This is a genomic window from Gordonia aquimaris (assembly GCF_026262595.1).
GTDB classification, from domain to species: Bacteria; Actinomycetota; Actinomycetes; order Mycobacteriales; family Mycobacteriaceae; genus Gordonia; species Gordonia tangerina.
On the sequence record NZ_JAPKFM010000004.1, the window covers coordinates 127,364 to 140,731 of the forward strand.

The following is a 13,368-nucleotide window of genomic DNA, read 5'->3' on the forward strand; positions in this document are numbered from 1 at the left end:
ATGACCATTGGCCTCGAGCAGGTCGACTTCGACATCGACGGCATGACCTGTGCGTCGTGCGCCAACCGGATCGAGCGCAAGCTCAACAAGCTCGACGGTGTGCGCGCGTCGGTGAACTATGCGACCGAGCAGGCGCATGTCGAGTATCCGGGCACACTGGATTCCGCCGAGCTGATCACCGTGGTGCGAGACGCCGGGTATGACGCGTCGCCAGTCGGCGGACCGGGCGACGACGAGCACGATTCATCGGACGAGCGCGGTGACGCCGAACTCGACGACCTGCGGCAGCGGCTCGTCGTCTCCGCGGTGCTCAGCGTTCCGGTGATCGCCCTGGCGATGGTGCCCGCCTGGCAGTTCACCTACTGGCAGTGGCTGTCGTTGACGCTGGCGGCGCCCGTCATCGTCTGGGGCGCCTACCCGTTTCACCGCGCCGCGTGGATAAACCTGCGCCACGGAGCCACCACGATGGACACCCTGGTCTCGATGGGAACGCTCGCCGCGTTCGCCTGGTCGCTTTACGCGCTGTTCTTCGGCACCGCCGGAGAACCCGGGATGCACCACGGCTTCGACCTGATCGCGTCTCGCGGCGACGGTGCCGCCAACATCTATCTCGAGGCCGCGGCAGGTGTCACCACGTTTTTGCTCGCCGGCCGCTACTTCGAGAAGCGCGCCAAGCGTCGTGCCGGTGATGCACTCCGTGCGCTGCTGGATCTCGGCGCCAAGGATGTCGCGGTCCTCGTGGACGGGAACGAACGCCGCATCCCGGTGGCCGAGCTCGCCGTCGACGATGTGTTCGTGGTGCGTCCCGGCGAGAAGGTCGCCACTGACGGGATCGTCCTAGACGGGGTCTCGGCCGTCGACGCGTCGATGATCACCGGCGAATCCGTGCCGGTGGAGGTCACCGCCGGTGACGAGGTCATCGGTGCAACCGTCAACGCCGCCGGGCGACTGGTCGTCCGCGCCACCCGGGTGGGTTCGGACACCTCACTCGCACAGATGGCGAAGATGGTGGCCGACGCGCAGGCCGGTAAGGCCGACGCGCAACGCCTCGCCGACCGGATCTCTGCCTACTTCGTGCCTGCAGTGATCACCATCGCTGTCGCGACGCTCGGCTTCTGGCTCGGAAGTGCAAGCATCGCAAGTGATTCCGGAGGTATCTCGGTAGCCTTCACCGCCGCGGTGGCGGTGCTGATCATCGCGTGCCCGTGCGCCCTCGGGTTGGCCACACCCACCGCATTGATGGTCGGCACCGGGCGGGGTGCCCAGCTCGGGGTACTGCTCAAGGGACCCGAGGTCCTGGAGTCCACCAAGCGGGTGGACACGATCGTGCTCGACAAGACCGGCACCGTGACCACAGGAGAGATGTCCCTGCAGTCGATGGTCGTCGTCGCCGACGGGCCGGGTGAGGAGCGGGCATTGCGCTCGGCGGCCGCGGTCGAGTCGGGATCGGAGCATCCCATCGGGCGTGCGATCGTGGCGGCCGCCGGACGTCGGTATGCGGGTCCGACGCCGCAGGTGACCGATTTCCGGGCGATCGAGGGGTCCGGCGTCGGGGGAGCCGTCGACGGGCTCCGCGTCGTCGTCGAGAAGCCGAGCAGCGACGTGGCGCTCCCGGAGTCCCTGTCGGCAGCCGTCGCCGAGGCGCAGTCGAGTGGCGCCACCGCGGTGATCGTGTCCTTCGACGACCGGCCGGTCGCCGTGCTCGTGGTGGGCGATCAGGTGAAGGACACCTCGGCTGCGGCGATCACCGAACTGCGCCGGATGGGCCTGACCCCCATCCTGCTCACCGGCGACAACACCGGTGCCGCCGAACACGTGGCGCGGTCGGTCGGTATCGAGCGGGTCGTCGCCGAGGTCACGCCGGCCCAGAAGCTGGCGACCATCGAGGAGTTGCAGGCACAGGGCCACTCGGTGGCGATGGCGGGCGACGGGATCAACGACGCCGCGGCGCTGGCCCAGGCCGATCTCGGGATCGCGATGGGTACCGGTACCGACGTGGCGATCCAGGCCGGTGACCTGACCGTGGTCAGCGGCGACCTGTGGGCGGTGGTCGACGCCATCCGCCTGGCCCGTCGCACCCTGGCCACCATCAAGGGCAACCTGTTCTGGGCGTTCGCCTACAACGTCGCGGCGATTCCGATCGCTGCTGCCGGACTGCTCAACCCCATGCTCGCCGGCGCGGCGATGGCGTTGTCGTCGGCCTTCGTCGTGGCCAACAGCCTGCGGTTGCGGCGGTTCCGGGCGCATTCGCGCTCGTGAGGGGTCTGGCGCAAGCGCGCACTCGTCACGCATCCGCGCACGTCGCGACGTGCGCGGATGCATGGCGCGTGCGCGGTTGGCATTTCGCTGACCCTCATCGCACCTGAACTAGAACATGTTCTAGTCCATCGTCTACCCTGTGGGCATGGCAGGAACTGAGGTCCCCGACACCATCGCGCTGGACTCCGTCGAGTCGTTCTCCGACGAGGTCGACGTGCTGGTCATCGGGTGCGGGGTGGCCGGCGGCAGCGCGGCGGTGGAAGCGGCGGCCGCGGGCGCGAAGGTACTGGTATTGGAACGCGCGGCCGCTGCGGGCGGCACCAGTTGCATGGCCGGCGGACACTTCTATCTCGGCGGCGGTACCGCGGTGCAGGAGGCGACCGGGCACGCGGACTCCGCCGAAGAGATGGAGAAATACATCACCGCGGTGTCCCGGGACCCGGAGCCGGACAAGATCCACGCCTACTGCGTCGACAGCGTCGAGCACTTCACCTGGCTCGAGTCGCTGGGGTTCAGTTTCGAGCGCAGTTTCTATCCGGAGAAGGCGGTGATCCAGCCGCAGACCCAGGGGCTGATGTTCACCGGCAACGAGAAGGTGTGGCCGTTCAAGGACATGGCCGTCCCCGCGCCGCGCGGCCACAAGGTGCCGGTGCCCGGCGACACCGGTGGTGCGTCGATGGTGGTCGATCTCCTGGTCAAGCGTCTCACCGAACTCGGTGCGGAGATCCGATACGAGACCGGCGCCCGGCAGCTCGTCGTCGACGACGCGGGTGGCGTGGTCGGGGCGTCCTGGCGCACTCCTGAGGCTCACGGCGTCATCCGCGCGGCTTCGGTGATCATCGCGGCCGGTGGTTTCGTGATGAACGAGGAGATGGTCGCGCGGTACGTGCCGCATGTCGCCGAGAAGCCGTTCACCCTCGGCAGTACCTACGACGACGGGTTGGGCATCCGCCTCGGCGAATCCGTGGGCGCCGCGCTGCGGCACATGGACCAGGCGTTCGTGACCGCCCCGATCTACCCACCGAGCATTTTGCTCACCGGCATCGTGGTGAACAAGGACGGTGATCGCTTCGTCGCCGAGGACTCCTACCACTCGCGAACCGCGGGTTTCGTGATGGACCAACCGGATTCGACCGCCTTCCTCATCGTCGACGAGGCGCATATGGAGCGTCCGGAGGTTCCGTTGATCAACCTGATCGACGGGTGGGAAACCGTCGAGGAGATGGAGTCGGCACTCGGAATCCCGGAGGGGCGCCTGCAGAAGACCCTCGCCGACTACAACGCAAACGCCGCTCGCGGAGAAGATCCCGATTTCCACAAGTCCGCGGAGTTCCTGGCCCCGCAGGACCACGGCCCCTGGGGGGCCTTCGACCTGAGTCTCGGCAAGGCGATGTACTCCTGTTTCACCATGGGAGGCATGGCCACCTCACTCGACGCCGAGGTGCTCCACAACGACGGCACACCCATCGCCGGGCTTTATGCGGCCGGCGCGTGTGCCGCCAACATCGCCCAGGACGGAAAGGGCTACGCGAGCGGAACGCAACTCGGCGAGGGCTCGTATTTCGGGCGTCGCGCGGGTCGGCATGCGGCACAGCGCTCGTCAGTTGTGACCGAAGGGTGACGGTGCACGCCGGGCGCCCCGCCGCAGCGGGGTGGTGGGGTATCAAGGGGATGTGACCTCCCGCGTCGGTACCCGTAGTCATCTGTTCGCCGCGGCCGCGGCAGGACTGGTGGCCGTCGGCGCCGGACTCGCGGTCGGTGAGATCGTCGCCGCGTGGATCGACACCGGGTCGTCACCCTTCTTCGCCGTCGGCGCAGCCGTCGTCGACCATGCGCCGACCTTCGGTCGTGAGTTCGCCATCGGTACCTTCGGCACCGCCGACAAACCCGCTCTCTACATTGGCATGGGAGTGCTGATCGCCCTGATCGCGGCTGCGTGCGGCATCGCCGAGCATCGTCGGCCGCCGATCGGCGCGGTCGTCGTCGCGGTGTTCGGCGTGGTGGGTGTGCTGGCGGCGTGGGATCGGCCCGACTCGCGGTGGACGTTCGTGCTGCCGTCGCTTCTCGGTGCAGCGGTGGCGGTGCTGGTGTTGCGCCTGCTGGTCTCGATGCTGCCCGAGGAGCAGGCAGGCCCCGACGATGATCCGGCCCCGGCCGGGCGCCGCGTGGACCGCCGATTCGTGCTGACCGCCGGCGGTATCGCGGCGGTGGCGGTGGTGGTCGGCACCGTCGGACGACGCATGCTCGCCGACACCGCCCGCACCGTGGCCGACCGCACCAAGCTCATCCTGCCGTCGCCACGCACGCCGGCACCGCCGATCCCCCCGGGCGCCGACCTGGATCTGCCCGGCGCCACCCCGTTCGTCACCGCCAACGCCGACTTCTACCGGATCGACACCGCGTTGCAGGTCCCCAACCTGACCACCGAGGGATGGTCACTGCGTATTCACGGCATGGTCGACAACGAGATCCGCATCGGCTGGGATGAGCTCGTCGCGATGCCGATGACCGAACGCGTCGTGACGTTGACCTGCGTGTCCAACGAGGTCGGGGGCGACCTCATCGACAACGCGCGCTGGCTGGGTGTGCCGATGGCGACGTTGCTCGATCGGGCGGGTGTGCGGCCGGGCGCCGACATGCTGCTGTCGACCAGCGCCGACGGGTGGAACTGCGGCACCCCGGTGTCCGCGGTGACCGACGGCCGCGACGCGCTGCTGGTGATCGGCATGAACGGGGAGCCGTTGCCGGTCGAGCATGGCTACCCGGTGCGACAGGTGGTGCCGGGCCTGTACGGCTATGTGTCGGCCACTAAGTGGGTCACCGACTGGGAACTCACCACCTTCGCCGACGCCAAGGCGTACTGGACCACCCGCGGATGGTCGGCACTCGGGCCCATCAAGCTGTCCTCGCGCATCGATCGCCCCACGGATTCACGGATCGAGGCGGGCGAGGTCATCATCGCCGGAACCGCCTGGGCGCAGCACACCGGGATCGCTGCGGTCGACGTGCGCGTCGACGACGGAGGGTGGCAGCGCGCCGAGCTGGCCACCGAATACTCCATCGACACCTGGCGGCAGTGGCGCTTCGCGTGGGATGCGACCCCGGGTGAGCACACCGTGGAATGCCGCGCTATCGACAAGGACGGCAACCAACAGGTCGAGGCCTACGCGTCGCCGATTCCGGAAGGGGCCACCGGCCTGGATGCACGTCGGTTCTCGGTGTCCTGAGCCGGAGTGTCCGTGCGGATCACCGCAGGGGACTCTCGGATGGATTATCCGGCCCACGGCTCCGTGTGGTGATGCCGGCGGACATTCCTCCGCGAACTTCTGCCGCGGACTCCGGTCCGACCGGTGCGGCGAAACTCGACCTGCAAGCACGGCCACTGCCAGGCATCTCGGACAGCTGAATAGACAACTGTCCAGAATTGATAGAACATGTTCCGTCAAGGGTTGAGTGACCAATCCGACTGACCGAACCCTTGCGCGTGACCTCGTGCTATGTTCGTCGCACGTTTTTGTGAGCCGGGCGACAATGCACTGCCACCCGGCACATCGCAACCGCGATCCGAATGCGATGTGGGGCGACCGAGGGGTCCGGTCAGCCAAGTGCGACCTGTCCGAAACCAAAGGTGAGAACTATGAGTGTGGGTGTCGTGCGCGAGTCCGCCGAGGGCGAGCGCCGAGTGGCGCTGGTCCCCAAGGTGGTGGGCTCGCTGGTCGGGAAGGGTGTCCCGGTGATCGTCGAATCGGGCGCCGGTCTGGGAGCGTTGATTCCAGACGAACAGTATGTGGACGCGGGTGCGACGATCGGCGACCCGTACTCCGCGGATGTGGTGGTCCGGGTCGCCCCGCCGACCGACGCCGAGATCGGCAAGTTGCGCAGCGGCCAGAAGCTGATCGGTTTTCTGGCGCCGCGCAACGCCGACAACCAGATCGGCGCGCTGAAGTCCGCAGGCGTCGAGGCCTATGCGGTGGAGGCGATTCCGCGTATATCGCGGGCCCAGGTGATGGATGCGCTGAGTTCGCAGGCCAATGTCTCCGGTTATAAGGCGGTCGTGGTGGCCGCGGACCTGTCGACGCGGTATTTCCCGATGATGACCACCGCCGCGGGCACGGTGAAACCGGCCACGGTGCTGGTGCTCGGGGTGGGGGTCGCCGGACTGCAGGCGTTGGCCACCGCCAAACGCCTCGGCGGCCGGACCACCGGCTATGACGTGCGGCCCGAGGTGGCCGAGCAGGTGCGTTCGGTTGGTGCGCAGTGGCTCGATCTGGGTATCGACGCCGCCGGTGAGGGCGGATACGCGCGCGAACTGACCGACGACGAGCGCGCCAAGCAGCAGCAGGCGCTCGAGGACGCGATCAAAGGTTTCGACGTGGTGATCACCACTGCGTTGGTGCCGGGGCGTCCCGCGCCACGGTTGGTGACCGCGGCGGCGGTCGAGGGGATGAAGGCCGGCAGTGTGGTGATCGATCTGGCGGGGGAGACCGGCGGCAACTGCGAACTGACCGAGCCGGGGCAGACCGTCGTCAAACATGACGTGACGATCGCCTCGCCGCTGAATCTGCCGGCGACGATGCCCGAGCATGCCAGCGAGCTGTACTCGAAGAACCTGCTCGCCCTGCTCGAGTTGATGCTCGACGACAACGGTGCGTTCACACCGGATTTCGACGACGAGGTGCTGGCTGGTGCCTGCGTGACCCGAGAAGAGGTGTCGGCCTGATGTACACCGGACTGCTGGCGAACATCGCGATCCTGGTTCTTGCCGGGTTCGTGGGCTTCGCCGTGATCTCCAAGGTGCCCAACACCTTGCACACCCCGCTGATGTCGGGAACCAACGCCATCCACGGCATCGTCGTGCTGGGCGCGCTGGTGGTGCTGGGCAAACTGCCCGCCGACGCCAACTGGGGCATTCGGATCATCGCGTTCGTCGCGTTGGTGTTCGGCACGCTCAACGTGATCGGTGGCTTCGCGGTCACCGACCGCATGCTGGGCATGTTCAAGGGTAAGAAGGAGGCGGCCAAGTGACCGCGGACCTGGTGCTGGCGGCAGACGCCCACACCCCGAGTCAGGGCATCTCCTATCTGGTGATGGCCCTCTACATCGTGTCGTTCTCGTTGTTCATCTACGGCCTGATGGGCCTGACCGGGCCGAAAACCGCGGTGCGCGGTAACTGGATCGCGGCAACCGGTATGGCGCTGGCGGTGGCCGCGACCCTGCTCTACGTCTACAACGAGGGTGCCGTCGGTGACGACGGACATTCCACCGTCGGAGTACCCACGATCAACTGGATTCTGATCGTCATCGGTCTGGTTCTCGGTGTGGTGCTGGGCATCCCGCCGGCGCTGCGCACCAAGATGACAGCCATGCCGCAGCTGGTGGCGCTGTTCAACGGTGTCGGTGGCGGTACCGTCGCGCTGATCGCGTGGGCGGAGTTCCTGGAGACCTCCGGCTTCGGCGAGTTCCACAACACCGAACCGGCCTCGCCGCTGGTGATCGGGTCGTTGATCGCCGCGATCATCGGTTCGATCTCGTTCTGGGGTTCGCTCGTCGCGTTCTCCAAGTTGCAGGAGATCCTGCCCAAGGGGCTGGAGAAGCTGTTCGTCGGCAACGCGCGGCTGTTCCAGCTCGCCAACATCGTGCTGCTGGTGGTGGCGCTGGCCATCGCGATCTACCTCGGTATCAATGCCGCCAATGGCGGGGGCGCCAGCGGCTGGTGGATGCTCGGCCTGCTCGTCGCGGCCGGCGTGATGGGGCTGTTCGTGGTGTTCCCGATCGGCGGCGCCGACATGCCGGTGGTCATCTCGCTGCTCAACGCGATGACCGGGTTGTCGGCGGCGGCCGCGGGTATCGCGCTGGACAACACTGCGCTGATCGTGGCCGGCATGATCGTCGGCGCCTCGGGTTCGATCCTGACCAACCTGATGGCCAAGGCGATGAACCGCTCCATCCCGGCGATCGTGTTCGGCTCCTTCGGTGGTGGTGGCGACGCCGCAGCCGGTCCGGGCGGCGCGGCCGGCGGCACGGTGAAGGCCACCTCGGCTGCCGACGCCGCGATCCAGATGGCGTATGCCAATCAGGTGATCGTCGTCCCCGGTTACGGTCTGGCCGTTGCCCAGGCCCAGCACGCCGTCAAGGAAATGGCCAGCCTGCTCGAGGGCAAGGGCGTCGAGGTCAAATACGCCATCCACCCGGTGGCCGGCCGGATGCCCGGACACATGAACGTGCTGCTGGCCGAGGCCGACGTCGAGTACGACGCCATGAAGGAGATGGACGACATCAACGGTGAGTTCAACCGCACCGACGTCGCCATCGTCATCGGTGCCAACGACGTCACCAACCCGGCTGCGCGCAACGACCCGAGCAGCCCGATCCACGGCATGCCGATCCTCAACGTCGACGAGGCGCGGTCGACCATCGTGCTCAAGCGGTCGATGAGTTCGGGCTACGCCGGCATCGAGAACCCGCTGTTCTTCGCCGACGGCACATCGATGTTGTTCGGCGACGCCAAGAAGAGCGTCGACAGCGTGATCGAGGAGCTCAAGGCGCTGTAGCAATTCTCGGTTCTTCCCCCGGGTATCGCTTCTTAGGCTGACTGCAGTCGACCGAAGAAACAACACCCGGGGGAAGAGTCGTCTTCGGGGTCTGGCGCGGCGGGCGATGAGTTTCGTGGTGAGTGGTGGTCTATTTACGCACAAACCACCCATCGCCACCGGAGGACATCATGACCAGCCACACCGTCGCCACCGAAACCGACCGAACCACCACCCGCCGAAATTGGCGGCACACAACAGGAGTCGTCATCAGCGTGCTGCTCGGCGCCTTCCTGGTCTTCGACATCGTCGGCAAGCTGACGCAGCCCGAAAGTGTCGTCGAAAGCACCGCCGAGCTCGGCTTCCCCATCGACCAGACCTACATCATGGGCACCGTGTTGCTCATCTGCCTTGTGGTGTTCGCAATCCCGCGGACCGCGGTGCTCGGCGCGGTGGGCTTGACCGCCTACCTCGGTGGCGCGGTCACCGCCAACATGCGTATCGAGGCGCCGCTGCTGGACCACACCCTGTTCGCCGTCTACTTCGGTGTCTTGCTGTGGGTCGGACTCGTGCTGCGTCGCCCGGAGTTGCTGAAGGTGGCCGGAATCCGGCGCTGATGGATTCGGTGGGTGTTATCGAGTTGGGATCGGACGGGTGCTGCGGCGTGAGGTTCCCAGCCTACTGTTACGCAAGTGACTCGTGTGACGAGAGTGAAACGTGCACGCCTGGCCGCTGTCGGCGTGGTGGCGACCGCGGCCGTCGGTGGTCTCGTGATCGGCGCGCTGCCGGTCGACCATTCCGCGCAACCGGGCGTCCGCCCGGCGGTCACCGCGATGGACCCGTCCACGTTCTACAACTCGGCGCAGCAGAAGTTCGCCGCCGGTGACGTGACCGGTGGGCTCGAGTCGTTGCAGCAGATGCTCAGCGTGGTTCCGGTGGACCCGTATGCACTTGCGCTGCAGGCCATCTGGTCGGCGCAGGTCGACGATGCCGCCGGAAGTGATGCAGCGCTGGCGAAGCTGAACGGGATCAACCGGACGTTGCACACGACCGCGCGCAACATCATCGCCGGGGTGGATGCCGCCGCGCAGATCGTGCCGGACACCTCCCCGAAAACCGTGACCGGCCGGACGGCGATCGTCATTCTCGGATACGGGCTCAACGGCAATGGCAAGATGGCGCCGGAGCTGATCCGCCGCGTCACCGCCGGCAAGGCGCAGGCCGAGGCCGCGGCATCCGCGCCGATCGTGGTGGCAGGCGGCGCCCCCAAGAAGGGCATCACCGAGGCGGCCGCGATGAAGAAATGGTTGGTGGCCAACGGCGTCGACGCCGGACGCATCACCGAGGAGGGGCGCTCGGGATCAACGGTGGCCAACGCGCAGAACACCGCCGAGATCCTCCGCGGGCAAGGCATCAATGACATCATCCTGATCACCTCACCCAACCACATCCGGCGCGCGGCAGCCGACTTCGCTGCGGTGGGACTGCGGTCGGTGGCCACCGTGACCACCGCGACCGAACTCGACAAATATCGCGAACCGCTGACCCGCGACCGGCAGAAGGGAATCCGGCTCGAGGCCACCCGCGCGGCCGAGATCCCGGCGACACGCACGGCCGGGCTGCCGTTGCCCGACAATCTGCCCGACACCGGGCCGGGCCTGATCCCCGAGTTCGGTGAGAAGCTGCTCGAAAGTCTTCTCGACGCAGGGTCGTCGGCGATCGATTCGCTGCCCGCCGAGTGAGTCGAACGTAGCGGTTTTCGGCACGTTCGTCGCACTCGCCCGAGTTCTAGAACATCACCGACCGATAGTGAGTGATCAGCCGCCAGGCGTCGGGTCCGTCGTCGAGACCGGACACCATGTGGAAGGCGATACCGGGCGGTTGGCCGCGGTTGATGATCTCGGTGCCCTCGAACGGGAGGTTCAAGGTGGAGGCGACGCCCGGCGCGATCGCCAGTGGTCGGCCGGCAAACATGGTGACCGCCGGGGTGTGCGCATGCCCGCAGACGAAACCCACGATGTTCGGATGCTCGGTCACCAGTGCCGCCAGTCGTTCCTCACCGGTTTGCCGGATCGAATCCATGAAATCCATGCCGAGGGTGGTCGGCGGGTGGTGGAACGCCACGATCACCGGAACCCGTGGACCGGCAGCACTGATCTGCTCCGACATCCAGCCGAGGGTCTCGTCGTCGAGGTGGCCATCGTTGCGGCCGGGAATGGAACTGTCGCAGACGACGAACAGCACCCCGTCGATCAGTTCGGAACGGTTGACCGGCGCGCTGCTGCGGTGACCGAGCAGACCGTCGTTGAAGCGTTCCCGATGATCATGGTTGCCGGCGGTGATCAGCATCGGCAGCGGGCTGTACAGCGTGCCGTAGGCCTCCCGGTACTCCGACTCACTGCCCTCGTCGGTGATGTCGCCGGTGACCAGCAGAGCGTCGATGCCGGCGGCGCGGGCGTGGATGTAGTCGAGCGTCGCTTCGATCCGGCGGCGGTTGTACCGCGTGCCGTTGAAATGAAGGTCGCTGATGTGGGCGACGACGAACACTCACGCTCCTTGCTCACTGACTAACCTGAGGCTAGTCAAGCAACCCGTCCTCGGCGCGACGAGGGCCGTCGTCGCCGCGCAAAAAGCCACGAGCGGCCGCGTCGGCTGCCTACTGTGTACCGATGAACGCGGCAGGGTCGGGGGACCCCACACCTCAACGATGGCCACATCTTCGATGGCCGCCGTCGACCGCGGGTGCTGGAGGGATCTGCTGATGCGAAGCGTACTGATCGAGAACCCCGGTGAGGTCAGGGTCGACACCGTCGACGACCCGGTCCTGCCCGGCCCCGACGGCGCGATCGTGCAGGTGGAGCAGACCGCGATCTGCGGGTCCGACCTCCACTTCTATGAAGGTGACTACCCGCTCATCGCGCCGATCTCCCTGGGGCACGAAGCCTTCGGCACCGTCGTCGAGGTGGGGTCGCAGGTGCGCGAGCATGCCGTCGGCGACCGGGTGGTGGTGTCGTCGGTGGCCGGTTGCGGTGCATGCGATGGATGTTCGACGCTGGACCCGGTTACCTGTGTGCAGGGGCCGGTCATCTTCGGATGCGGCGTTCTCGGCGGTGCCCAATCCGAACTCCTCGCGGTACCGGCCGCGGACTTCCAACTGCTCTCGATGCCCGACGATCTCGGCGCCGAGGCGGCGCTGCTGCTGACCGACAACCTGGTGACCGGCTGGGCCGGCGCCCGGCGCGCCGACATCCCGGCCGGTGGTAGCGCAGTCGTCATGGGGTTGGGGGCGGTGGGTCTGTGCGCGGTGCGCAGCGCCCTGGCGCTCGGTGCCGAGACCGTCTACGCCGTCGACCCGGTGGCCGGTCGTCGTGCGACGGCCGCCGCGAGTGGTGCGGTCGGGCTGGACCCTTCGGAGTTGGGGGTCCTGACCGAGCAGACCGGTGGACGGGGGCCGCACGCGGTGATCGACGCGGTTGGCAGCGACACCACCATGAGCAGCGCGTTGTCGCTTGTTCGGGCTGGCGGCACGGTGTCGGTCGTCGGCGTGCACGACCTCAACCCGTTCCCGTTCCCCGCGACCATGGCCCTGATCCGTAGCGTCACCCTGCGATCCACCACCGCACCCATCCAGCAGGCCTGGCCGGAGCTCCTGCCGCTGGTGCGTTCCGGCGAACTGTCCACCGACGGGATCTTCACCCACCGCATGCCGTTGGAGCACGCCGCGGCAGCCTACGCGCGCGTCGCGGAGCGTTCCGCCGACTGCGTGAAGGTCATCCTCGAGGTCTAGGGTCCCGCACCCACCGCGCGTCAACGAAGTGTTCGGGTGAACAGCTCGTCGAGTCGCTCGAAGTGTTCTTCGGACGCCGCCGGGTGGTACACGGCCGTGTCGGCCATGGTGAACCCGTGGTGGGCACCCTCGTGGACCCAAGCCGAATGGCTGACCCCACATGAGGTCAACGCGTGCTCGAACTCGGCGACGGCCTCCGGCGGCAGCGAACGGTCCTGGTCTGCGTGAATCGCCAGAACATCAGCTCGGATTCTCGGCAGCAGGCGATGTGGGCTGTCCGGGTTGTCGGTCACGAGGCCGCCCGTGTGAAACATACCGATCGCACCGACCGCGTCGGGGCGGGTCGCCGCGGCCAGCAACGCCAGTCGGCCGCCCATGCAGTAGCCGGTGACACCGATGTCGCTGTGGCGGACGTCGTCGCGCCCGCGGAGGGTGTCGATGTAGACCGACAGGTCACGCTCGGCGAGGTCGTTGGTGAGTGCCTTCACCCGCGACATTGCCTCGGACATGAACGTCGCACGGTTCTCCGGCTCGGTCAGGTCGCCGACGGGTTCCAAAGTGGGAGCGGTCCCGTCGCGGTAGAACACGTTGGGCGCCAGTACGACATAGCCCCAGGACGCGATCCGATCGGCCATCGCCTTTGTCTGCGGACGTAAGCCGATTGCGTCGACGATGAACAGCACACCGGGCATGGGGCCGGGCACGTCGTCGGGAGTGGTCACATAGGCATCAGCCACGCCGTCGGGAGTGCTGATGGCGATGAGTTCGTTGGACGTGGGTCCTCCCTTCTCC

The 13,368-nt window shown here is 67.2% G+C and carries 11 protein-coding genes; 9 read left to right on the plus strand and 2 right to left on the minus strand.

The window, feature by feature from the left end:
- From OSB52_RS05905 to OSB52_RS05940, 8 genes are all read left to right on the plus strand, one after another.
- On the plus strand, positions 1-2,259 hold the full coding sequence (locus OSB52_RS05905; RefSeq protein WP_266060704.1) for a heavy metal translocating P-type ATPase: 2,259 nt from the start codon (positions 1-3) through the stop codon (positions 2,257-2,259).
- A gap of 145 nt (positions 2,260-2,404) precedes the next feature.
- Positions 2,405-3,880 carry an FAD-binding protein gene (locus OSB52_RS05910; RefSeq protein WP_266060705.1) on the plus strand — a complete coding sequence of 492 codons (1,476 nt, stop codon included), beginning with the start codon at positions 2,405-2,407 and terminating at the stop codon, positions 3,878-3,880.
- Between the two features lie 52 nt (positions 3,881-3,932).
- Complete coding sequence (locus tag OSB52_RS05915; protein ID WP_266060706.1) at positions 3,933-5,486, plus strand: molybdopterin-dependent oxidoreductase; 1,554 nt, start codon at positions 3,933-3,935, stop codon at positions 5,484-5,486.
- Positions 5,487-5,896: 410 nt separating this feature from the next.
- The gene (locus OSB52_RS05920) at positions 5,897-6,979 is read left to right on the plus strand and encodes a Re/Si-specific NAD(P)(+) transhydrogenase subunit alpha (RefSeq protein WP_235722888.1); all 1,083 of its coding nucleotides are present in this window, start codon (positions 5,897-5,899) and stop codon (positions 6,977-6,979) included.
- Positions 6,979-7,284 carry an NAD(P) transhydrogenase subunit alpha part 2 gene (locus tag OSB52_RS05925; protein WP_160902001.1) on the plus strand — a complete coding sequence of 102 codons (306 nt, stop codon included), beginning with the start codon at positions 6,979-6,981 and terminating at the stop codon, positions 7,282-7,284. The genes OSB52_RS05920 and OSB52_RS05925 overlap by 1 nt, the downstream gene beginning before the upstream one ends.
- Entirely contained in the window at positions 7,281-8,810 is a 1,530-nt protein-coding gene (locus tag OSB52_RS05930) for an NAD(P)(+) transhydrogenase (Re/Si-specific) subunit beta (protein ID WP_235722887.1), read from the plus strand. Before OSB52_RS05925 ends, OSB52_RS05930 begins: the two co-directional genes overlap by 4 nt.
- A 170-nt stretch (positions 8,811-8,980) precedes the next feature.
- The gene (locus OSB52_RS05935) at positions 8,981-9,406 is read left to right on the plus strand and encodes a DoxX family protein (RefSeq protein ID WP_266060709.1); all 426 of its coding nucleotides are present in this window, start codon (positions 8,981-8,983) and stop codon (positions 9,404-9,406) included.
- Positions 9,407-9,490: 84 nt separating this feature from the next.
- Positions 9,491-10,531 (plus strand): YdcF family protein, encoded by a 1,041-nt coding sequence (locus tag OSB52_RS05940; protein WP_266060889.1) that lies wholly within the window; start codon positions 9,491-9,493, stop codon positions 10,529-10,531.
- Positions 10,532-10,577: 46 nt separating this feature from the next.
- On the opposite strand, the gene OSB52_RS05945 is transcribed toward OSB52_RS05940, so the two are convergent.
- Positions 10,578-11,336: a metallophosphoesterase gene (locus OSB52_RS05945; protein WP_266060711.1), complete on the minus strand. Its 759-nt coding sequence runs from the start codon at positions 11,334-11,336 to the stop codon at positions 10,578-10,580.
- A 214-nt stretch (positions 11,337-11,550) separates the two neighbouring features.
- Here OSB52_RS05945 and OSB52_RS05950 point away from each other — a divergent pair, with 214 nt between their 5' ends.
- Complete coding sequence (locus OSB52_RS05950) at positions 11,551-12,576, plus strand: alcohol dehydrogenase catalytic domain-containing protein (RefSeq protein WP_266060890.1); 1,026 nt, start codon at positions 11,551-11,553, stop codon at positions 12,574-12,576.
- Positions 12,577-12,596: 20 nt separating this feature from the next.
- Here OSB52_RS05950 and OSB52_RS05955 read toward each other — a convergent pair whose 3' ends face one another.
- Positions 12,597-13,313, minus strand: a complete 717-nt coding sequence (locus tag OSB52_RS05955; protein WP_266060712.1) for a dienelactone hydrolase family protein — start codon at positions 13,311-13,313, stop codon at positions 12,597-12,599.
- Positions 13,314-13,368 lie beyond the last annotated feature (55 nt).